The organism is Acinetobacter sp. 797_lipA (assembly GCF_058243025.1).
Map to the genome: position 1 here is coordinate 2,199,685 of NZ_JBZAYQ010000001.1, position 22,340 is coordinate 2,222,024.

The window sequence follows — 22,340 nt, forward strand, 5'->3', positions numbered from 1 at the left end:
GCAGTTTTTCACTACAATAGCCCGCTTCATTCCTGAACTTATTAACGCTTATGCACTCATCTCCGAATGATGCTTCGCATCAGGGCAATTCTGCGCCTTTAAAACGCGCTATGAGTACTCGACATCTGGTTATGATTTCGCTTGGCGGCGCAATCGGGACTGGCCTATTTTTAGGGTCGGGTGAAGTCATTGCACAAACGGGGCCTGTAGGTGCCATTATTTCTTATTTCCTCGGCGGGATCATTGCATATATGGTCATGCTGTGTTTAGGGGAACTTGCTGTTCATATGCCTGAGTCTGGCTCATTTGGCGCCTATGCCAAACGCTATATCGGACCAGGTACAGGTTATACCATCACATGGCTGTACTGGCTGACGTGGTCCGTCACGCTAGGCACCGAGTTTACAGCTGCTGCACTTCTCATGCAGGAGTGGTTTCCAGATAGTTCAATGTGGATGTGGACTCTAATTTTTGGTGCTTTTGTATTTAGTTTAAATATGATCTCGACCAAATGGTTCGCTGAATCTGAGTTTTGGTTGGCTTTAGTCAAAGTTATCACCGTTGTTATTTTTATTTTATTGGGTCTACTCGCTATTTTTGGCGTGATTGGCTACAGAGGCTATGAAGCTGCGCCTTTATTTAGCAACTTAACGGCTCAGGGTTGGTTCCCAGAAGGCTTGTTCCCTATCTTTACCACCATGTTGATCGTGAACTTTGCATTTTCTGGTACAGAGCTTATTGGTGTTGCTGCGGGTGAAACCAAAGATCCTGCTAAGAACGTACCCAAAGCCATCAATACCGCGATTTTCCGTTTATTGATTTTCTTTGTGGGTACCATTTTGGTCGTGACTTCACTCCTTCCGCATCAAGAGGCAGGTTTAGCGGCTGAAGGCGTGAGTAGTAGTCCATTTGTAACCGTATTCCAACACATTGGCATTCCTTATGCTGAAGATATCATTCGTTTTGTGATTATCACTGCGTTGCTATCTGCTGCGAACTCGGGACTATTTGCCGCTTCGCGTATGATGTGGTCGTTGTCTTACCAAAAACAGTTGCCAGCAGTCTTCTCAAAAATCAATGCACGTGGTGTCCCTTATGTGGCAGTCATCGTGACTATGATCGGGGGTATGCCGGGTTTACTGTCTGAACAGTTTGCACCTGAAGCTATTTTTACCAATTTACTGGGTATAGCAGCGTTTACCATGGTCGTAGTTTGGATGAGTATTTGCTTAAGCCAATTTAACTTCCGTCGCCAATGGTATAAACAAGGACGTAAAAAAGAAGAATTAGGTTTTGCAGCACCCCTGTTTCCTATTTTGCCAATCCTTGGCTTTATCTTCTGCTTTATCACCTGCGTTAGTATGGTGTTTGATCCAAGTATGCGTATTAGCTTCTTTGGTTGTTTACTGTTTATTGCCGTATGTTATGCGAGTTATTACACCTTTTATCACAAGAAATCTTAATCCTTACTGTTAAAAAGAGCGACTTCGGTCGCTCTTTTTTTATACTGTTTTTATCGAGTACATCATCGGTGCATGCACGATGAATATTGTATGGATTCATGGGATGAATCAGCAGCATAAGACTGCGCGTACCCTGCTTCAACATTGGCTTGTGATCTTACAACAGGTACTGAGCGAACTTGGCTACGCATATGACCTAACTTATCTTCAGCGGCACAGTCGGCTGGCCTTTTATGGAGAACTTCTAACACGGCAGCATTTAGAAAACACCCTCAACGCCAGCACCCTCATGCCACAGCATTGGTCTCCTTTTTCCTTTTTGTAATCCTATTCCTGACGCACACCGCCGCACCCAATATCGAACATCAAGCTGAAATTTCTAAAAACCCTCAGCTCACCATTTCAGATGAACTCTCATTCAATAATAAAATTAAATACATCAGCCTCCTCGGCAAAGATCTGGCCTTACGTGACTTAGCCAGTTTAATCAACCACTTTCCGGAGTTGCATAGCAGCTTTATTCATCGTTTTTTGATGGAAGCGTATCTATATTTATCCAATCCACACTTCATCCACACAGTGCATACGCGTCTGCATGAGCACTTACACGGTACGAAACCCAATATTGTGATTGCCCACTCTCTAGGCAGCGTGATTGCCTATAATTATTTAATTCAACACCCTGAACTTAAGATTCAAACACTGATTACCCTCGGTTCACCACTTGCCTTTCGCGTTATTCAGTGTCATTTGCAGCAACCCATTCAACGGCCCGCTGCTTTATATGGCGATTGGATCAATTTTTATTCAGATGCTGATTTTCTAAGTGCTTTTCCACTGAACCAAAAACCGTTTGCTTTTACTCCCGCGATTATCAACAAGAAAATCACCACTGATATTGCTCATCCTCATCTGATCGAAGGCTATTTACACCATCCCGAGTTCATCAACAACTTGCTAAGTTTGCTTAAAAAATCGGCTTAAATCATATGATTTTTAATCATTTTATCTAGATTGTTTTAAATTTACGCACTCAACACTTAAAACTGGAATTATTTAGAGAAAAGCGTTTGACACCCCTCTATTTTCGCCCTAATATACGCCCACCTCTGAAACGTCCCTATCGTCTAGAGGCCTAGGACATCGCCCTTTCACGGCGGTAACCGGGGTTCGAATCCCCGTAGGGACGCCAATTTCAGAAGTAAAGTTTTATTAAGTCCCTATCGTCTAGAGGCCTAGGACATCGCCCTTTCACGGCGGTAACCGGGGTTCGAATCCCCGTAGGGACGCCATTACTTAAGATCAAAAGTAATCGGTTTTAAAACATCACTTCTGTACTGTCCCTATCGTCTAGAGGCCTAGGACATCGCCCTTTCACGGCGGTAACCGGGGTTCGAATCCCCGTAGGGACGCCATTTTTTCCAAAGCTCTGCATTCTTCGTGTCGATTTCTTCCATGACTAAGCAGAGTGTTTGGTACTTATCAAACCCAACGATTTCAGCCATTTGCATGACTTGAATGACGTTGGGTTTTTTACGTTTTGCTTTCCAATCAGAAATATTAGAAGGTGTAACTTCTAACGCCCAAGATAGTTTTTCATACGTTCCTAAACGTTCTTTGCAACGCTCGATAAGTTCTTTAATCATTTTTACACCTCTTGTTATTCCCAAAATTTGGAAGTACATTCTTTCCCAGATTATAGAAGTTTTTTTTAACCACAACTTCCCATATTTGGGAAGTTAATACAAAAAAAACACAAGGGGCATCGAATGACTAGCACTGGTGTATATACAAGAACATATCCAAAGCATCAGGGGGAAACTCCTGAATGCCGAATTGAAATTGAATATCGCTGCAATGAAGCAGGCGCAAAACAATTCGTATTAGATCAGCTTGCACATTTAGATCGCTTTAATGGCTCACCCGACATTATGAATATGCACCAGTTGCGTATTACTGGTCAGGTAGAAGCATTAAGAGCCATTGGCTTAATTAATATTTTCGACTTTAACGAATTAAATATGAAGTTACTGCAATACAGCTTTGCATATAACTCTCGTTTATTAGAAATCCCAGAACAAATCTAAAGAGTATAAAAAATGACTGAATTAGAAGCATTTGAGCTTATTGCCAGACAAATACATTTAGACGGTGTTTCCTCTATTCAAGATGGCAACCCATGTTCTGACACTGTTTCAGTCCTTTTTTATATTGAAAATTATTTAAACGATCAAGGTACACCGTCTGCGGTTGTTTCTGCCTTATCTGACGACCTTGATAAACACAATCAAGAATGTATCGAATTTAATGGGGGTTATGGCTATGAAAACTAATTATATGAATAATCAAGCACTTAACCCTTTATCCACATTACCAGTGTGGGGACCTCTTTTTGAGAAAATTTCCCCCCGTAGTAACACGGGGGAAAAGTGCCAACAAGATGCCCTATCGCAGCTCCAAAAAGCTTACAAAGATTACCCATTGCAAGAGACCGTTACTGTAATCACCGATGATGGCCCAAAGCCTGTGATGATTCGTCGTCCTGCTCATGGTGAAGTAGCAGTTATCGATTGGTTAAATCTGACCATGCATAAAGATACCTTTATGAACTCAGTAGCATCTAAGCATGCAGAAAAGCCCGATGAATACTGCGTATATGCCTTGGAAAACGTCATTAAAGATATTTTCGGCTTCGGCATAGAAAAAAAGATGGTCAAGGGGATTAATTATTATGAAGAAACCTACCAACTAGAAAATGATTGCGGTTTTATCTGCATTGGCGGGCAAAACAACACAATTATGCTCTCAATCTCAGGTATGGGATGTACTCATGGGAAATATGGTTGGGAAGAAGACCTACATGCTTGGCTATCGCTTTACGCTCATCGCCCGAAGATTACTCGTATTGATTACGCTTTTGATGATCTTCATGGAGTTCTTGTCTCGCCTGATTGGGCTGATCAACAAGATACTCTTGGGGGATTTACTTGTGGGGGAAGACCTCCTGCCTTTCGCACTGACGGCTGCTGGAAGCGCCCTGACGGTAATGGTCGTACCGCTTATGTGGGAAAAAGAACAAGTTCAAAATTCTGCCGTGTCTACGAAAAAGGAAAACAACTAGGTGATCCAAATAGTCTTTGGACACGTGTTGAAGTCGAGTTTAAGTCTCGCTCTTACTACATCCCTCTTGATGCTCTGTTAAATGCATCTGAACACTTCTTAGCGTCTTACCCATGTTTTCATATTTTTGATGATCAAGAAAAAGCCATCAAATTTGAGCTTTTAGAAAAAAAAGCCGAAATCGTTTGGGACAAGGCTATCGAAATTACACGCCATCAATTTGGCAAGTATTTAAACGCTTTTCGCAAATTCTACGGGGATGATTCAAAAGTCTTGGACATCTTAATGCCTGCAAAGGACGAGTTTCCAAAACGACTAAAACCGCTAACCGTAGATTTTGTTCAATCGCTCCCACCTACTGCGTTGCCTGCATAGGTTAGGGATTTTGCTTAGGCTATTTAGGAAGTACAAAAATGAAATTTAAAACGAATGCTGTCGTTACTGGTGCTAAGGCTTACAACAATTCAGTTGATGGTGTGCTTCATAACTTCACAAAAATTTATGTCATGACTGAATTTGGCGATTCGGGCTTTGGTTCTGCAACTGTCGAATACAAATGGGGCACTTCTGATAACTGTAAAAAGATTCAGGATTTGTCTTTCCCACTTGAATGTGAAATTCAAATGGAGCTTGTGACAAATGGTAATAAACAAATGACCATTGTTCATGACGTGCTTCCAGTAAATAAGTCTCAGCCTAAATAAGCAAAATGAAGCCTTTTGAAGCTTGTGTGGTTGCGTTCATGTTGTTCATCGTTTTGTTTTTACTCGGTGTTTACGACTAATTTAAGGATTTTAAGAAATGGCATACGTCTGTGAAAGCGTCGAAATCATCAATGGTTTGCAGACTTGTGTCTCATGGATTCAACAAGCTGAAAGTTCCTTCAACTTGTTGAATATGACTCCTGCTGAAGCGGACATGCTACTGAGTCAAACGCTCGTTTGTCTTGCAACAGTATGGGTTTACAACGTCATTAACGACGTATTTAACGGCAAATAAAAGGAGAATCCTATGCCAAATAAACAAAACGAAACTCAGGTTTCAAAAATCAAAACCAATGTTCAACGCTTAGCTTTAGCTGCTGGTGCTGCTGCTGTTGGTTCAACTGCTTTCGCTGCTGAAGGTGTTGATGCTTCTGCTGGTATCACTGTTTTAGCGGGTGCTGTAGGTGTAATTGCACTTGTTGGTGCTGCCAAAATTGTACCGAACGCAACAATTCAGGTTTGGGGATACGTTAAGCAAGCGTTTAACCGTACTTAATCCTAATAACTTGGGGAGTTCGCTCCCCATTTTATTTCGGAGGTCATATGTCTATTGGTTTCTATTACTTCATTCTCATGTCCGTTTGTTTCTATCTATTATTCAGGAAATAAAAATGAAAAAAATCATCACGTTTTTATTGTCCTTAATAATCGCTTATTCACCGATTTATGCTTTTGCGGGTGCTGCTGAACAATGGAATGCATCACCACGTCAAATGACTATTGCTGATATGGGTATGCGTACTCGTAACGGCATTGGTGTCGGAAATGTTAAAGCTGCTAACGGCATGATTAACGCTGACATTACTCAACGTGTCACTGTAGATGGTTCAAATGCAACGATTAACACGAAAGTTTCAATCCCTGCCAATGATGATTCTTTCAAGCGAAATACCGCTAAACATGCAAAAAACCTCTTAAAAGGTGGTGCTGTTGCTGTCGGTGCTGCTGCTGCAATGCAGCTTATCTTGGATGGTGTTGGATGGGTCATTGATGAGGGTGGAAAAGTAACTAAAAAACCAAATTTAGACGATCATCCATATAATGATCCCTCTTTACCTTATTATTTTTCAATTGGTAATACTTTTAAAGCACCTACTAAAAATAGTGTTTGTTATAAATGGTTTCAGTCAATTAATACTAATGGAAATGTTCAATATGTCGGTGTTTCTGGTGATATTTGCCAAACAATTGTAGGTACTGGATCTGTACCTAACAATACTACTAAAATTACTCAAGTTACTAATCCAAGTTATAATCCATCTGCTCCAAAACCTTCAAATGTTGTTGTTTCTGATGGTGAAATGGAAGATGCATTTTATAATTGGTTTAAAAATAATACGCATTCAATCACTGATCCAGTAACTACATATATTTATTCACCAAAAGATTCACAAGGTAATGCCTTGCCAAAATCCCCAGAGGGTTCAGATCCATCATTCGGTCCAAATGAAATCACCGATGAGATGATGGACAACTATATGGAACACCGAGATGCCAATCTCCAAAACCCATATACAACTTCTATTTCAGACTCTACTCAGACGGACGCAACCCAAAATCCTGATGGTACAAAAACCAGTACAACTACCAACCCTGATGGATCAACGACTACAACACGTACAGAAACTAAAACCGATCCCGATACGGGCGAAGTTACAACAACTGTTACTGAAACAACGACCATGCCTGACGGCTCAACATCAACAAAAACTGAAACATCGACACAAACAAAACCAAATCCAGAAACTTCCGAATTACCTGCATTCTGTGAATATGCTGCAACTCTATGTACATGGATGAACCGTGATACAGAACATAAGGCAGAAGAAAAATCATTATGGCAAAAGATCACAGAATGGTTTGATTGGACAAAAGAAAATCCTGATTCTGAGAACCCTGATAATGAAGTTGATGTAGAAGAACCTGAAGAATTTGATACATCAATCTTTTCAAAAGACCGTTTTAATGTTTCTAAATCTTGTCCAGTTGCTGAAACACACACAATTAGCTTGAGTGGTATCTCTGTTGATTTCTCATTTGATTTAACCCCGATTTGTACTGTCTTGGAATTTGCTCGACCTGCATTGGTTGCTTGTTCCTATTTGTATGCTGCTTACATTGTTATAGGAGCTGCACGAATTGGGTAATTTAATTAAAGGTTTACTAGACAGCTTTGCAGAGGGTTTTCTTAGCAAATTGATCAAAGGTGCTGGCATTTCTTTGATTTCAGGCACGGTTATTTTGACTGTTATTAATTTTTTGATTGATCGCTTTATTTCTGACTTCTTTGTTGTTGGTGATTTGGCTTCACTGGTCGGTGTAAGCGGATTAGATCAATGTATTTCGATTGTCATCTCAGCAATGATTGCTAGAGCCATGATTTCGTCAACTTCAATGAGTTTCCAAAAGACATAAAAAGACGATTGCAGAAGGAGGCGGAGGACGACGTAAGGAGGACGACAACGACGACTGCAAAGAGGATTTTAAAAATGATTTACTTGATTACAGCGACGCCAGGCTCAGGCAAAACATTGTGGGCAGTTAAAGAAATATTTGCACGTGTCAATGAAGCTGAACCTTGGAATATTTTCTCTAACATCGATGGTTTAAAGCTTGATACAGCTCAACCATTAAAAGAATCATTCAATGACTATCCTCCACGTTCATTAGTTGTAATTGATGAAGCTCAGAAGATTACGCATTTCTCAAAAAAATACAGACATCCTAATAAAAACGAGATGCATCCTGAAGTTGAGTTTTTACAGACACACCGACATGCAGAATTTCTAGACATTATTTACATCACACAAGCACCGCGTTTGCTGAATCCTGACGTTTTAGACATGGTTGGCACGCATATACATTTACATCGTCCAATGGGCATGAAAATGGCAACATGGTGGCTTTGGAAGTATCACCAGTTAAATCCGAACACCAAATCAACAAAAGCAGATGCCGAAGATTCTGGAACATTTACATATCCAAAGCATCTTTTTGATATGTATAAAAGTTCCAATGGTGGTACGGATTCGCACGGGAAAATTAAAATTCCTATGAAGATCATCAATGCGATTTGGATGCTTCTACTCATTCTTGGTGTTACTGGGTGGCTATATGTGAAAAATGGTGGCATGGAATCGACTGGTATTACTGAAAAAGAAGCAACGGAACAGGAAACCATGAAAGATAAAATTCCTGAACAAACAGCCAAAGACCTACCGCCTATGACTGATCTTAATCAAGATTGTCGTAAAGGTGTCAATGTAGAACGTCCTGAATGTGTTGAATGGTTCAATAATTATTCCAATGCGACTGCTACTACATCAGCTCAAGCGACTAGGGTTTCATACAATTCGAATGACCCTTATGCATTTCAGCCCCAAGCATTTATTGAAGTGAAAGACTATCCACGTTTGACAGGTTGTGCTCGCGATCTACAAGGACGTTATCGTGGAATTGATCAACAGGGCAACATCATGCCTCAAATATCTCAATCAGACTGTAAGCGATGGCTCAACGGTGAGCGCTTATTTGATTACACACGCGACCCAAACAAGGTGAATTCTAATGCTCCAGTACCTACTCAAACAGATAATAAGGAATCTCGTAAACCTGATATTCAGGAAGTTGAGAAACAAGTTCCCAAGGTAGATGCAGAAATTAAAGCAGAACAAATCCCATTAGGTACACCAGTTCCAAGAGATATTACAGGGGCTAATTCACTATGAGAAAACATGATGCTCATGTAAGAGAATATTTATGGAGAATGCGATTAAAGAGCCGTTATCCGTGGCCTACAGATGCAGTTTTCGTTTTTATATTCTTTATATTTGTAATGGGTATTTACCTCGGATATTCCTATGCATTTTATGCAAATGGATTATTTACTTGCTTTAAATGAGGTTCATTTTTAGCGTTTCTTGTTTATATTAAAGTCTCTGATAATCTCTGAGCGATCAGGAACTTTTGCGTACTTAATTGCTTTTTTGGATTTCAGTGTGATTGGGAATTTGTTGATTTCTAGGCTTTTGATGAATCGCCCTTTTTTCTTCAAACTACTGATTTCATAAACCAATATTTGATTTCCTCGCTTAATCACATGCTTTTCAAGCAATGCATCCTTGGCAATCTTGTACAGTAAATTTGTGTTTGATACGTATCTGTTTTTATTTATTAGGTTTTCAAACATTGCTATCTCAGAACGAGTGTCTACGAGTGATTCGAGGTCTCGATTTTATAACCTTCCTTTCCTTGATTACAAGCTCCCGTTTGATTTCAAACGGGATATACAGAGCATCCCGTAGGGTGCGAACTGATCGTATATAGTGATAATTCACTTAAAAAATAATTGTGGGTGAATTATGGATGTACAAGAAATTTTGCATTTTTATATTAAAAATGGTCTTTATAATTCAAAGCATAAGTACCATGACAAGATTAAATATTTAGAGTGGTTTTATTTTCATGATCAAATCACAATTGATGTGATTACTGACTATTGCACACATAGATCGCTGGAGGGAGTGAAGAACTCAACAATAAATCGCGAAATAAATTTGATGCGTGCTGCATTTAATTACTACCTAACCTACAACCATACTGCCAATTTTAAGAATCCATTTAATAGATTTAGATTGTTTGAAAATGATTATGTTCCAAGATTTTTAAGCTCTATTGAGTGTCGACGCTTATTGTCTTCAACATTAGATTTTCACAATACAATGCTCTATGACTTTATTACGTTGGCTTTAAATACGGGTTGTAGATCTTCTGAATTGACCACTTTGACTTGGAATAATGTGAATTTGGATGACCGCTATATTGTGATTAGAAATGCATTGTCTAAGAATAAAAAGACGGTCTATAAACCAATTAATAATGTTTGTGTCGCTGCATTTCTGAGATTAAAAAATCATAAACATTATGTTTTTTACAATCACACTACAGGCAAAAATATAAGAAGTTTTCGGAGGGGTTTTGAAAATGCTGTTAAAAGAGCCGATTTAGGACACGTTCGGATTCATGATTTACGCCACACTTTTGCCAGTTTCTTGGTTAAAAATGGTGTTCCCCTCTATCACGTTTCGACTTTACTGGGTCATTCTGATATTCGCATTACACAACGTTATGCGCATTTAGCTCCTGAACATTTACATGATGTTTTGAAACGCCTACCTGTTTTACAATAAAATTACAAAACTTTACAATAAATGTTGCCATGAAATATGACAGCTCGGACATCGCCCTTTCACGGCGGTAACCGGGGTTCGAATCCCCGTAGGGACGCCATATTTGAGATTGATTTTTCCTAAAGTCATCTCATAAAAAAGCCCAAGCATTATGATTTGGGCTTTTTTATTGCTTGTCTATTTACGATCAACTTCAATTAAAGCGGTCGAGGCAAAAATAGCCTGTGGCGCAATCACAGTTTCATTCAAGGGAATGTTTTTCCCATATCGCTGTTGCATGAGTTGCTTGACTTCAGGCGAACTTAAATTAAATTGTTTCAGTTTGGATAACGGCGCCAACTCAATGCCTAAAGCATCATGATAGGCCTTCCAGACTATTTCTGAGCAATATAAAGCACGATTGTCCCACTCAAAATAAAGATCATAAGGCTGGCCTAAGTATTGTTCTGCGTTCTTGATCAAGTGCTGCTTTTGCTGAACAGTCAAATTCGTTTTAAAGCGCTTCACCACATAATGCCGTTCAACTCCGCGATCAATCCACTGCTGAAGTGCAGTATATTTCACAGGCTGAACCGCCTCTAAAACCCATGATTTTCTATTTCTATTAACAATTAAACCCATATGGCTATAACGGGACTTGGTCGCTTTTTGTATCCCTAAACTTTGCTGAGACTTCGAAACATGAAAAATAATATCGCCCGTTTGATAGGACATATTCGCCCATAGCAGGTGAGGACTTACCAACAGTAAAACAGCACTTAAAATCGCAACATTTCTATTTTTCATCCTAGATTTCCTTTATTCTTCTTTTATAGATACGATCAATCACTTAAAACTAAAAATATTTATGATCTTACATCATCTTCAAAACTCGCGTTCACAACGTATTCTTTGGCTACTTGAGGAACTTGAGCTATCTTATGAACTCAAGCTGTATGATGCAACACAAGCTAGACAAACGAATCTGAAATTTCCAACGCTCGACATTCCACATGATACTCAGACGATACGACTTACGGAAAGCAGCGCAATCGTAGAATACCTATGCCAACTGTGCCAGAAGTTGATTATTCCTCATAAGCATACACAATATTGGAACTTCTGTTTTTATAGCCATTATAGCGATGCCAGTCTCATGCCCAATTTGGCATTGAAATAAGTTTTCCAACACATTAAACAACAAACACCTTTGCTTGTACGTTTTGTGAGTTTGGCCTTTCAAAGCGCGTTCAATCGTGCTTATTTAAACCCTGAGCTACATCGACAACTTAAAGAAATTGATACCCACTTAAACACGCATGCATACTTTGCAGGTGATGTGTTTAGTTATGCCGATATCTTGATGTGGTTTCCACTCTATGCAGCCAGTTATGCCACACCGCAGTTTGCTCAGTATCAGGCCATTCAACACTATTTTACCCAAATACAAAGCAGACCTGCCTTCAATGCTGCAATGGCACGTGGGCAATGGTCTGCTTCATATTTTGAACACTATTGGTCTATCATACAGTGAGGCTATGCTTAAGCTGACTTTCTAGAGTTGACTTGCCCTTTAATCACCGCCTTCACATTGCCTTTTAAATAATTAAAAAACACTTTGAGCGGTGACAGTTTCGGATTTGGTTGTTTACCTTCTGCGATATCCTTAAATTGTGCGGCATACCAGATCACTTCCATAATCGCCATTTTATCAATCATCGAAATGCCTGTTTTGATCTTATCGACTGCATAACGTACATCTTGCCCTGCAATTAAACGATTGGTCACGTCGGGTTCTACCGCAAATGGACGCGCCATCCCAATAAAGTCACACGCGCCACTCGCTAAGGCTGCGTTCATACCCGCAGCAGTACGAAAACCGCCTGTCACCATCAGCTTACACTGGACTTGTTCACGAATTTTTTCAGCAAACTCTAAAAAGTAAGCCTCACGTGCAATGGTCGACGCTTTACGTTTTTCTTGCTTCACCCCTGCCATCGCAGGCGCTTCATAGCTGCCCCCTGAAATTTCAATCAAATCGATCCCAGCCACATCAATAGCTTTAAATGTCGCAATGACATCTTCTTCCGAGATTCCGCCACGCTGGAAGTCTGCCGAGTTGAGTTTGACCGAAATAATAAACTGCTCTGACGTTGCCGCACGTACCGCTTTATAAATTTCCAATAAAAAACGCATGCGATTTTCAGCAGAGCCACCCCATTGATCTTGGCGTTTATTTGTCAATGGCGATAAAAACTGACTGATGAGATAACCATGTGCACCATGTAATTGCACGCCTTCAAAGCCTGCTTTCTCACAAACTGCAGCTGAAGTTGCAAAGCGCTGGATAATATCAAGGATTTCATCTTCACGAAGCGCTCGCGGAGTTCCAAAACTCATTGCTAAAGCAGGGCTAAACGGTACTGCTGAAGGTGCAACCGTTTCCCTATTTAAACCCTTAGGACACTGACGGCCTGGATGTGACAACTGCACCAATTGCACCATGCCATGTTTTTTACCAATCGCAGCCCATTGTTTTAGTGGTTCTAAGTCACGTTCGGTTTCAATCACCACCACGCCTGGTTCATTTTTAGCTCGGAAGTCCACCATCACATTGCCTGTAATGGCACAGCCTAGGCCACCTTTTGCCCAAGCCTCATACAAGCCTAAGTGCAAATGATTCGGCTGGCCTGCATGATTGGCGAGTGCTTCACTCATCGCCCCTTTAATCATCTTATTTTTAAAATGGACCTGCCCTACGTCGATTGCGCTTGCAAGCTGGCTCATGAAAATACATCCTTTAATATTTTTTAGTGTTTTTACTCTATGTGTTTTTTGGCTACAGTCAAGAGAATTTGACAATTCATTTTGTCAAATCTTTTAAGTTTTTATTTAGCAAAATAATTTTACTGATACTGACTGGCTTGAATCAATTGACGCGTATAGTCAGACTGCGGTTGCTCAAAAAGTTGTTCAGTGGCTTGCAACTCCACCACCTTAGCATGACGCAAGACCAAGACCTGTTGGCAGAGTGCTCGTACCACTTGTAAGTCATGACTAATAAACAAATAGCTCATACCCTGCTCGTGTTGTAGACGGCGTAATAACGCCACAATCGAACGCTGCGTACTTCGGTCTAAGGCCGAAGTTGGTTCATCTAAAATCAATAGTTTAGGTTGAAGCACCAAGGCTCGTGCCAAAACCACACGCTGCCTCTGCCCACCAGATAGCTCATGTGGATAATAGCTTTTAAATGCGACTGGCAACTCCACCTGAGTTAAGACATTCTCAACATGCTGTGTTCGCTCAAACAAAGACAAAGGCTTTAAAGTTAAACCTTCTGCAATGATTTGCTCAACACTCATACGAGGGTTCAAACTTGCAAACGGGTCTTGAAACACGATTTGAAAATCACGACGTAGCGGACGTAATGCCTTTTGCGAGAGTTGGTTTAAATCATGCTCTCCAAACTGGATCTGCCCACGACTTTCAATCAGCCTTGCTACAGCCAGTGCCAAAGAACTTTTGCCTGCACCACTTTCCCCCACCACTCCCAAAGAATGCCCTTGAGCCAAGCTCAAGTCCAAAGCTTCAACCGCAGCAAGATACTGTGTCGTGCGATTAAACCAGCCTTTTTTAATCGGAAATTTAACCTCAAGTTGTTTTAAGCGGAGCAAAGGTGCTGCATCTTGTACGCTAATGGCTTGACCAAAAGAATGATTGAGTAGGTTTTGAGTATAAGCAAACTGCGACTGCTCAAAAATCTGCGCAACCGCCCCTTGCTCTACGACCTTACCTTGATGGATGACCACGACATCATCAGCATAGTTTTTCACCAAATTGAGGTCATGGCTGATCAAAATCATGGCCATGTTATGGCGCTGTTGCAAAGACTTCAGCAAGTCTAAAATTTGAACTTGTAACATGACATCTAGTGCCGTGGTAGGCTCATCAGCAATCAAAATGTCAGGCTCTTGCACCAGTGCCATGGCAATCATGACCCGCTGACGCTGCCCGCCAGACAACTCATAAGGAAAACGCTGTAACACACTTTCAGGATTTGGAATACCCACATCCTCTAGCAAGGTAATTACTCGTTGTCGCGCTTGAGCTTTCGACCAACCCTGTGACCATAAAGTCTCGGCAATGATCTTTTCCACCCGATGCAAAGAATTTAAAGCGGTCATTGGCTCTTGAAAAACCATCGCGATTTTTTGCCCACGAATCGGCCTAAGTTGCGCATCGCTCAGCTTTAAGAGATTTTTTCCGTCTAATAATACTGAGCCTTGCACTTGTAAATCTTTCGGCAATAAACCCATCAAGGCTAAAGCACTGACCGATTTTCCTGAACCGCTCTCTCCAACCAGCGCCAAAGTCTGCCCAGCACGTAGTTCAAAACTGAGCTGATCGACTAATACCCGTTCTGAACTGTGAATGCTCAGGGCATTCACTTCAAGTATCGGAGCTGTTCTATTGGCGTCTAGGGTCAAATGCATCGCGCAAAGCCTCCCCGATATACATCAGCAACGCAAGCACAATAGCCAAGCTAAAAAAGCCAGACAGAGCTAACCATGGTGCATTTAAATTATTCTTGCCTTGTAACAAAAGCTCACCTAATGATGCCGCATCAGGCGGTAGGCCATAGCCCAAGAAATCCAGTGCGGTTAGCGCTGTAATATTGGCTGTTAAGATAAAAGGCAGTTGTGACAGACTCGAGCTGATTGCGTTAGGTAAAATATGCCGAAAAATAATAGCTCGGTTGGTGACACCTAAACTTCGCGCAGCACGGACATAGTCCAACTGGCGGGCCCTTAAAAACTCAGCACGTACCAGTGGAACTAAAATCGTCCAACTAAATAACAGCATGATTAAAAATAACCAGTAGATATTTGGGCTGAACATGCTGACTAAAATCATCACCATGAATAGCATGGGTAGCCCACCCCACACTTCTAAAATACGCTGTCCGATTAAATCGACCCAACCACCGTAATAACCTTGTAGTGCACCAATCACAATGCCCAGTACAGCTGAGCTGAAAGTCAAAACAAAACCGAACAACAATGAGACACGTAAGCCATATAATATTCGTGCCAAAACATCACGACCTTGGTCATCTGTCCCGAGCCAATTTTGCATCGTGGGTGGTGACGGTACAGGGACAGTCAAATCTACATTGGGAGTTTGATATGAATATTGGATCAACGGCCAAACAACCCAACCTTTTGCTTGAATCAGCTGTTGTACCACTGGATCTTTATATTCAGTTTCAGTTTCGAACACACCGCCAAAAGTCGTTTCAGGATGGTGTTTCAATACAGGGAAATACAAAGCATGATCATACTTAACCAACAGCGGCTTATCATTCGCGATCAATTCTGCAGCTAAAGACAGTACAAAAACACAAAGAAATAAAATACAACAACTAAGACCAAGCTTATTTTGCTTAAATCGCTTGAAACCTGCCTGTAAAATAGGTGACATCAGCCTCTCCCTTGCGAATCAAAATGAATTCGCGGATCAATCAGCTGATACAACACATCGCCAATCAGACGCAGCAGCAAGCCCAACAAAGTAAAAATGAACAATGTGCCAAAAATCACAGGATAGTCTCGTTGCACAATCGCCTCAAAGCCCAATAGGCCTAAACCATCCAGATTAAATATGATCTCTATAAATAAATTGCCCACAAAGAAGTAAGCGATTAAAGCTTCAGGTAAGCCTGCCACCACAATTAATATCGCATTACGAAACACATGACCATACAACACTTGAGACTCAGTCAGGCCTTTAGACCGTGCCGTCAGCACATAAGGCTTGCTGAGCTCTTCCATAAACGAATACTTGGTGAGATAAGTCACTGTAGCAAAACCACCAATCACCATCGCTAAAAGCGGTAAAGCCATATGCCAGAAATAATCTTTAATTTTGCCCCATAGTGACAAGTCCGCAAAATTCTCCGAAACCAAACCTTGTAAGGGGAACCATTGGAAGTAAGATCCGCCTGCAAAAAAGACAATCAAGAGAATTGCAAAAATAAACGCAGGAACCGCATAAGCCACTGCCAACAGGAGCGATGTAGACTGATCAAATACTGTGCCGTGCAATCGGGCTTTTTTGATGCCCAAAGGAATCGAAATCAGATAAATTAGCAAAGCACTCCACAGCCCCAAGGACACGGATACAGGTAATTTATCCTTAATCAGCGCTGTAACGGACCGGTCTTTAAAAAAGCTCGTGCCGAAGTCCAGTTGCGCGTAATTTTTCACCATTTCAAAAAAGCGTATATGCATGGGCTGATCAAAACCATAATGTGCTTTGATCTTTGCGAGCATTTCATCACTGAGCCCTTGCGCGCCTTGATAGACATTTGAGCCCGTACCTGCACCGCCCAGATTACCCAAAGTTTGCATAGCTTCCGCTTGTTGAATGGCTTGCTCAACAGGACCACCGGGCGCAATTTGAATCACAGCAAAATTGATCAGTAAAATCAGAAATAAGGTCGGAACGATCAGTAACAGCCTTTTGAATATATACTTACGCATCTCAAAAACCCCTATGCCTGTTTATTGCTTGGCTGACTGACCTAAATACTGACTCACCTGTTTCGCCTTTTTGGCATCACTCCACCAATAATCCAACCCGACATGTAACTGTGGACTTCGTGCCGGTTTTTGATACATGTTCCAATAGGCATACCATTGATCCGCTTTACCATAGGTTGGAATTTGATAATAACCTGCACGCAGTAATCGATCTAAAATACGCGTTTGCACGACCACTTGCTTACGATCAGGCGTTTGAATCAACTGTTGAATCATCTGATCAATTACCGGATTTTGAATACCCGAATAATTATAATTTCCCACCTGATGGGCTGAAGCACTGCCCCACAGTTGCACCTGTTCTTTGCCCGGTGTCAAAGACTGTGGCATCGTTTGTAGGGTCATATCAAAATCTTGAGTCCGCATACGCTCATAGTACTGCGGTGTATCAACCTGTCGAATGTTCAGCTGTATTCCTAGACGCTTTAGATGGCGAACAAAAGGCGTAATTTCACGCACAGCATCACTCGGCTGAATCAGAAACTCAAACTGAATCGGCTTATTCTTCCGATCTAACAGTTGACCTTTGGCATTATATCTATAGCCATTTTTTAATAAAATCTGTCGTGCGATAAGCAAATTATTTCGATTGTAGCCCGATCCATCTGAAGCTGAATAACGCCAGTTCTTTAAAACACCTTCTCGCTGCACAGGATGCAATTTCGCTAAATAAGGCTTTAAGATTTTGATTTCAGCAGCCGAAGGTAGCCCCTTCGCCTCTAGTTCGCTATTAGAAAAATAACTTTGCAGGCGTTGATATTGCCCATAGAACATCGCTTTGTTTTGCCATTCAAAATCGTAGGCATAGGTTAAAGCTTGGCGAAAATAAATATCTTGAAAAGGCTGACGACGGGTATTAAATACAAAACTTTGCGTTGGAATTGGATTGAAATGCTTAAAGCGATATTTTTTAACGAGACCTTGTTTCACTGCAGGAAAATTATAAGCAGTCACCCATTGTCGTGCGGACTCTTCCTCATGCAAGGTATATAAACCCGCCTTAAACGCAGTAAAAGCAATATCTTTGCTACGATAATACACATAACCCACGCGGTTAAAATTATAGCGCCCTTGGTTGGCCTTTAAATCTCTGGCCCAATACTTTGGATTACGCTTATAAACAACCCGCTGCCCGGCATTGATTTTCTCTAAGAGATAAGGGCCTGAACCTAAAATCGGTTTGACTGAAGTTTGACTGAAATCTTTGCCCTGCCAGTCTTTTTTGGAATAAATTGGCATTCTGGCTACAATCAAAGGCATTTCTACATTATTTCGGGTTTTAAAATGCATTTTGACGCTGTATTTGGACAACACTTCTGTCTTGGCTAAATCTGACAAATACATCTGTAAGCCAAAATTGGATTTGCTTTGAAAGATATCAAAACTGAACTTTACATCGGCTGCGGTAACAAGACTACCATCACTAAACCGTGCTTTTGGGTTTAAATGAAAAATGATAGCGTTAAAGTTTTCCGGGTCGTAGCTGACCTTTTCTGCCAGCAATGGATACATCACCGCAGGCTCATCCAAAGAACTACTCATGAGTGAGTCAAATAAATAGTTGGTTCCCTCAACCGCAGTACCGCGACCATTCATGCTGTTTAAGTTATCAAAACTCCCAATGACTGCACGTGTTAATTCGCCACCCTTCGGTGCCTGCACATTGGTATAAGGCAGATGATCCAATTGGCTGTATTTTGGCGTAGCATAAGGTGCAATAAAAGGCATGGTCTGCAGTGCAGACCATGCCTTAAATGGAATCGCTACAAGGCTGAACAGCAAGAATATTGTTCTAACCTTCATCGGAGCTTTCTCTGAAATTGCATTTCAACTCAATATTAGTTCGGCACCTTAATTACATCGCCAATGCGCAACTGCGTATTCGGTTTAATATCATTGAGCTCAGCCAATTGCGAAGTGTCCATACCATAACGGCTTGCCAGTCCAATTAAGGTATCACCACGTTTCACTGTGTACTGTGAAATCAGTTTTGGGATTTGAATGGTCTGCCCAACTTGTAAGCCCGCACGCGGACTCAAATTATTTAAACTAGCAAGCTCTGACACAGACATCCCAGCACGGTTTGCAATTGAGTTTAACGACTCACCTGACTTCACTTTATAGGCTTCAGTTGCACGGCTAGAAGTCGCTTGTGGCTTTGCTGCCACTGTTTCTGTTTTGATTGGAGCTGAATCAACATCACCTTCAATTTTTAAACGCTGACCAACACGAACATTCGCCGTACGGCTTAGGTTGTTTAATTCAGCCAAATAGTTCAGTTGCAAGTGATATTTACGCGCAATGCTATTTAGGGTTTCACCCGATTTCACAACGTGAATATCGGTTGAGTTATTACTTGCAGTAGTTTGTTTTTCGACTGTTTTCGGCGTTTCAACAGCAGGCACTTCACCCGTTAATTTGAGTTTTTGACCCGCACGTAAGCCCGCTGTACGACTCATGTTGTTGAGGTCAGCAATATAATCCATACCCAAATTATATTTCGAAGCAATCGCAGTTAACGAATCTCCTGACTGAACGGTATAAGTATCTGGCACGGTTGAACCCGCAGGGATCTTAATACTTTGACCCACTTGCAAGCCGCTATTGGTTGACAGATTATTGAGATCAGCCAACTCCGACAAGCTCATCTTCGACTGTGATGCAATGCTATACAATGTGTCACCACGTTGTACTTTATAACTTTCAACTTTGAACTGTGGCTCAGCTTTGACTGGAGATGCTTTGGCACTACTTGTCATTAAGCTTTTGACATCATTGAGTGGCACATTAATTTTTTGTCCAACCAACAGGTTACTGCCCGCATTTAAACCCGCTGTTAAATCTGCCAATTCTTGATTTGACAGCGCATAGCGGTCTGCAATCAGTTTCAGATATTCACCACGTTTCACGGTATAAGACTGGGTTGCCACTTTGGTTGGGCTGCTGGTTTTTTCATCGTTGGATTTAGTACGGGATTGTGCTGTTTCTTTTAAAGAAAGCTTTTGTCCCACACGTACGCCACTGGTCACACTTAAGCCGTTATAGTCAGCCAACTGTTTTAAGCTTAAACCGAACTCATCCGCGATACCGGTTAAGGTATCATTGGCACGAACAGTATAACTCTCAGGTTTAGTCTCAGCTTTCACGGTAGAACGTACTTCTACTTTTTCAGCTTGTGGCTTTGCATCATATAAATAAATCGATGTACCGACATAAAGTGTGGCATTGGCATCCATTTGGTTCCACTTCGCCACATCACGCCAGTTCACCCCATTTTTGGCAGCAATCAGCGCCAAAGTATCACCCGGTTGTACGGTATAAGTTGAACGTTTACCTTTTGGCGGCACAATCACAATTTCAGAGTCAGTCTTAACAAAATTTTTGCCTTGATTCCGCTTCACTTCATCTGAATCTAAACGAGTATTGTCAGCCACAGACTTTGGATAAGCAAAACCTTTGGTTAACTCTTTGCCTTGCAGTTCAGCCACTGACTGACTGGTTTGAATTGCAGTCAGCTTAATTTTACCATCCAAAGGATCTACAATTTCTGTCCCTTGAGGAGCCAAAGCCTGAATTTCAGCTACCACCTCAGCTTGTTCTGCTTTCGTCGCAACTGGTTTCAGAACTTCATCGACAGTTTTGCTTTGACCTTCGGCTTGAATTGCCGCGGTTAACTGCTCACGCTCTGCCGCTGAAATTAGTGGTTCAACCGAAACGGGTTTCACTGGGGTCGCTGGCGTAACCGCAACTGGAATACGCGGCGCACTTGGAATATCACTATTGGCAGCAAAAGCAGCCAGTGCATTAGACCCTTTAGGCGTTGAACCACGGGTAGGCGTCGCAATAGCAGTACTGCTTGACGACGTCACTGTAGACGAAGTGGCAGGCTTTCCTGTTGTGGTTTTTGTTGTTGTCGTCGCTAAAACAGGTGGTGTAGTTTTCGACGGTGTGATCGCTTTGGTGTTCAACGTTGGCGGTTCAATTTTGCTTGGTTGAATCGTTTGGTTATTTTCAGGCAGTTTGGTATTTGCAGATGCCCACAAGCCGCCTGAACCACCCTGTAATTTTTTCAAACGTACATCCACTGAAGGACTCAAATCCGCAGGAATTAAAATCCGCATTGGACTTGCACCATCAATCCATTCACCACGGTGTCCCGGATTTAACTGATACAGCTCGGCACGACTTAAACCTGTAATCGATGCAACTTCATTTAGACTCACCGCACCCACAGTAATTTCTCTAAAGTGCGGACGATTGGCAATCGGCGGTAAGTTGATGTTATAGGCATTTGGATTTTTAATGATCTGTGCAACCGCCAAGAAGCGTGGCACATAGTTCATGGTTTCTTCAGGCAGTTTTAATGACCAATAATCTGTCGGCAAACCTGCGGCTTTATTACGGTTAATCGCTTGTTGAATACGGCCCGGACCTGCGTTATAAGCCGCTAGTGCAAGTTCCCACGAACCAAACTGGTTATATAAACTGCCCAAGAACTCATACGCAGCACGCGTTGACTCGACCACATCACGGCGACCGTCGTATTGGCTACTTTGTTTTAAGCCATAAATGCGGCCCGTACTTGGAATAAACTGCCATAACCCCGCAGCTGCAGCACTACTGGTTGCAGCAGGGTCATACGAACTTTCAATCACAGGCAGAAGAGCCAGCTCTGTTGGTAACCCGCGACGCTCGGCTTCTTTAACGGTGTGATACAAATAACGTGATGCACGTGCACTTAAACGATCCAAATACGGTTGGCGTGAAATGAACCACCCGCGCTGTGCATCAATACGCGGATTCCAATGATCGGTGTTCATTTTAAAGCCCACGGTCATACGCTTCCAAACGTCACCGTGCTTTAACACCAACAGTCGGTCCCCTTCCACCGCACGCATGTCGGTTGCAGAAAGTAAATCTTCTAAAGAATCTAGACTATTTGCGTCTAAGTAGTTCGATCCGACTTGTTTGGATTTAGATGTTTGCGTTGCACTTTGCGTCGAGGAGCAACCAGCCAGTCCAAGTGTCGCGAGTGCTGAACCGAGTACTGTAATTTTAAATAATGTCGGTAACATCGGTTGGCCAAAAATGGCAGCTGACTTATACATAAGAAAATCCAAACAACTCGTATAAAATTTATTTTTTAGATCTGCCATTGTAGTAAAGCACGCCGCAGACACAAGGCGTTAATTTAACTTGAAATCAGTATAAATGTTACAA

General features: G+C 41.6%; 21 protein-coding genes, 3 tRNA genes and 1 pseudogene. 17 read left to right on the forward strand and 8 right to left on the reverse strand.

The features are described 5' to 3' along the window. The first annotated feature begins 50 nt into the window (after positions 1-50). The 14 genes and pseudogenes from AC4CU2_RS10770 (at position 51) to AC4CU2_RS10835 (ending at position 9,075) form a co-directional block, all read left to right on the forward strand. The gene (locus tag AC4CU2_RS10770) at positions 51-1,463 is read left to right on the forward strand and encodes an amino acid permease (RefSeq protein ID WP_058869294.1); all 1,413 of its coding nucleotides are present in this window, start codon (positions 51-53) and stop codon (positions 1,461-1,463) included. A 79-nt stretch (positions 1,464-1,542) separates the two neighbouring features. Beyond that, positions 1,543-2,447: pseudogene (locus tag AC4CU2_RS10775) on the forward strand (alpha/beta fold hydrolase). 132 nt (positions 2,448-2,579) lie between these two features. Further along, a tRNA-Glu gene (locus AC4CU2_RS10780) sits at positions 2,580-2,655 on the forward strand. A 24-nt stretch (positions 2,656-2,679) separates the two neighbouring features. Continuing rightward, a tRNA-Glu gene (locus tag AC4CU2_RS10785) sits at positions 2,680-2,755 on the forward strand. Between the two features lie 47 nt (positions 2,756-2,802). After that, positions 2,803-2,878, forward strand: a tRNA-Glu gene (locus AC4CU2_RS10790). Positions 2,879-3,232: 354 nt separating this feature from the next. After that, positions 3,233-3,550, forward strand: a complete 318-nt coding sequence (locus AC4CU2_RS10795; protein ID WP_205666873.1) for a hypothetical protein — start codon at positions 3,233-3,235, stop codon at positions 3,548-3,550. A gap of 12 nt (positions 3,551-3,562) precedes the next feature. Further along, the gene (locus AC4CU2_RS10800; protein ID WP_317455391.1) at positions 3,563-3,796 is read left to right on the forward strand and encodes a hypothetical protein; all 234 of its coding nucleotides are present in this window, start codon (positions 3,563-3,565) and stop codon (positions 3,794-3,796) included. Next, on the forward strand, positions 3,786-4,958 hold the full coding sequence (locus AC4CU2_RS10805; protein ID WP_335998548.1) for a replication initiation factor domain-containing protein: 1,173 nt from the start codon (positions 3,786-3,788) through the stop codon (positions 4,956-4,958). Before AC4CU2_RS10800 ends, AC4CU2_RS10805 begins: the two co-directional genes overlap by 11 nt. A gap of 38 nt (positions 4,959-4,996) precedes the next feature. Next, complete coding sequence (locus AC4CU2_RS10810) at positions 4,997-5,287, forward strand: hypothetical protein (protein ID WP_490768818.1); 291 nt, start codon at positions 4,997-4,999, stop codon at positions 5,285-5,287. 97 nt (positions 5,288-5,384) lie between these two features. Continuing rightward, positions 5,385-5,582 carry a hypothetical protein gene (locus tag AC4CU2_RS10815; protein WP_438331026.1) on the forward strand — a complete coding sequence of 66 codons (198 nt, stop codon included), beginning with the start codon at positions 5,385-5,387 and terminating at the stop codon, positions 5,580-5,582. Between the two features lie 12 nt (positions 5,583-5,594). Then, the gene (locus AC4CU2_RS10820) at positions 5,595-5,843 is read left to right on the forward strand and encodes a hypothetical protein (protein WP_348922779.1); all 249 of its coding nucleotides are present in this window, start codon (positions 5,595-5,597) and stop codon (positions 5,841-5,843) included. A 115-nt stretch (positions 5,844-5,958) separates the two neighbouring features. Then, positions 5,959-7,494: a virulence factor TspB C-terminal domain-related protein gene (locus AC4CU2_RS10825; RefSeq protein WP_490768819.1), complete on the forward strand. Its 1,536-nt coding sequence runs from the start codon at positions 5,959-5,961 to the stop codon at positions 7,492-7,494. Continuing rightward, on the forward strand, positions 7,487-7,762 hold the full coding sequence (locus AC4CU2_RS10830; protein WP_490768820.1) for a DUF2523 family protein: 276 nt from the start codon (positions 7,487-7,489) through the stop codon (positions 7,760-7,762). The genes AC4CU2_RS10825 and AC4CU2_RS10830 overlap by 8 nt, the downstream gene beginning before the upstream one ends. 74 nt (positions 7,763-7,836) lie before the next feature. Further along, positions 7,837-9,075: a zonular occludens toxin domain-containing protein gene (locus AC4CU2_RS10835; RefSeq protein ID WP_490768821.1), complete on the forward strand. Its 1,239-nt coding sequence runs from the start codon at positions 7,837-7,839 to the stop codon at positions 9,073-9,075. A 182-nt stretch (positions 9,076-9,257) separates the two neighbouring features. Here the strand turns inward: AC4CU2_RS10835 and AC4CU2_RS10840 are convergent, their stop codons facing one another. Next, positions 9,258-9,536: a hypothetical protein gene (locus AC4CU2_RS10840; protein WP_490768822.1), complete on the reverse strand. Its 279-nt coding sequence runs from the start codon at positions 9,534-9,536 to the stop codon at positions 9,258-9,260. Positions 9,537-9,708: 172 nt separating this feature from the next. Here AC4CU2_RS10840 and AC4CU2_RS10845 point away from each other — a divergent pair, with 172 nt between their 5' ends. Then, entirely contained in the window at positions 9,709-10,536 is an 828-nt protein-coding gene (locus AC4CU2_RS10845) for a tyrosine-type recombinase/integrase (RefSeq protein ID WP_205666883.1), read from the forward strand. A 177-nt stretch (positions 10,537-10,713) separates the two neighbouring features. Here the strand turns inward: AC4CU2_RS10845 and AC4CU2_RS10850 are convergent, their stop codons facing one another. Next, the gene (locus tag AC4CU2_RS10850; RefSeq protein ID WP_490768823.1) at positions 10,714-11,322 is read right to left on the reverse strand and encodes a YiiX family permuted papain-like enzyme; all 609 of its coding nucleotides are present in this window, start codon (positions 11,320-11,322) and stop codon (positions 10,714-10,716) included. A gap of 61 nt (positions 11,323-11,383) precedes the next feature. Between AC4CU2_RS10850 and AC4CU2_RS10855 the strand changes: the two genes are divergently transcribed. Both AC4CU2_RS10855 and AC4CU2_RS10860 read left to right on the forward strand, forming a co-directional pair. After that, positions 11,384-11,695: a glutathione S-transferase N-terminal domain-containing protein gene (locus tag AC4CU2_RS10855; RefSeq protein ID WP_490768824.1), complete on the forward strand. Its 312-nt coding sequence runs from the start codon at positions 11,384-11,386 to the stop codon at positions 11,693-11,695. Positions 11,696-11,740: 45 nt separating this feature from the next. Beyond that, positions 11,741-12,049 (forward strand): glutathione binding-like protein, encoded by a 309-nt coding sequence (locus tag AC4CU2_RS10860; RefSeq protein WP_490768825.1) that lies wholly within the window; start codon positions 11,741-11,743, stop codon positions 12,047-12,049. 8 nt (positions 12,050-12,057) lie between these two features. On the opposite strand, the gene AC4CU2_RS10865 is transcribed toward AC4CU2_RS10860, so the two are convergent. The 6 genes from AC4CU2_RS10865 to AC4CU2_RS10890 all read right to left on the reverse strand — a co-directional run bounded on the left by AC4CU2_RS10865 (position 12,058) and on the right by AC4CU2_RS10890 (position 22,228). Then, a complete protein-coding gene (locus tag AC4CU2_RS10865) occupies positions 12,058-13,302 on the reverse strand; it encodes an NADH:flavin oxidoreductase/NADH oxidase family protein (RefSeq protein WP_490768826.1) in 1,245 nt (414 codons plus the stop codon). A gap of 119 nt (positions 13,303-13,421) precedes the next feature. Continuing rightward, a complete protein-coding gene (locus AC4CU2_RS10870) occupies positions 13,422-15,011 on the reverse strand; it encodes an ABC transporter ATP-binding protein (RefSeq protein WP_490768827.1) in 1,590 nt (529 codons plus the stop codon). Further along, positions 14,986-15,999: an ABC transporter permease gene (locus tag AC4CU2_RS10875; RefSeq protein ID WP_183174277.1), complete on the reverse strand. Its 1,014-nt coding sequence runs from the start codon at positions 15,997-15,999 to the stop codon at positions 14,986-14,988. Before AC4CU2_RS10875 ends, AC4CU2_RS10870 begins: the two co-directional genes overlap by 26 nt. Continuing rightward, complete coding sequence (locus AC4CU2_RS10880; protein WP_490768828.1) at positions 15,999-17,060, reverse strand: microcin C ABC transporter permease YejB; 1,062 nt, start codon at positions 17,058-17,060, stop codon at positions 15,999-16,001. The genes AC4CU2_RS10875 and AC4CU2_RS10880 overlap by 1 nt, the downstream gene beginning before the upstream one ends. Before the next feature lie 21 nt (positions 17,061-17,081). After that, positions 17,082-18,923: an extracellular solute-binding protein gene (locus AC4CU2_RS10885; protein WP_490768829.1), complete on the reverse strand. Its 1,842-nt coding sequence runs from the start codon at positions 18,921-18,923 to the stop codon at positions 17,082-17,084. A gap of 35 nt (positions 18,924-18,958) precedes the next feature. Further along, a complete protein-coding gene (locus tag AC4CU2_RS10890; protein ID WP_490768830.1) occupies positions 18,959-22,228 on the reverse strand; it encodes a LysM peptidoglycan-binding domain-containing protein in 3,270 nt (1,089 codons plus the stop codon). Positions 22,229-22,340 lie beyond the last annotated feature (112 nt).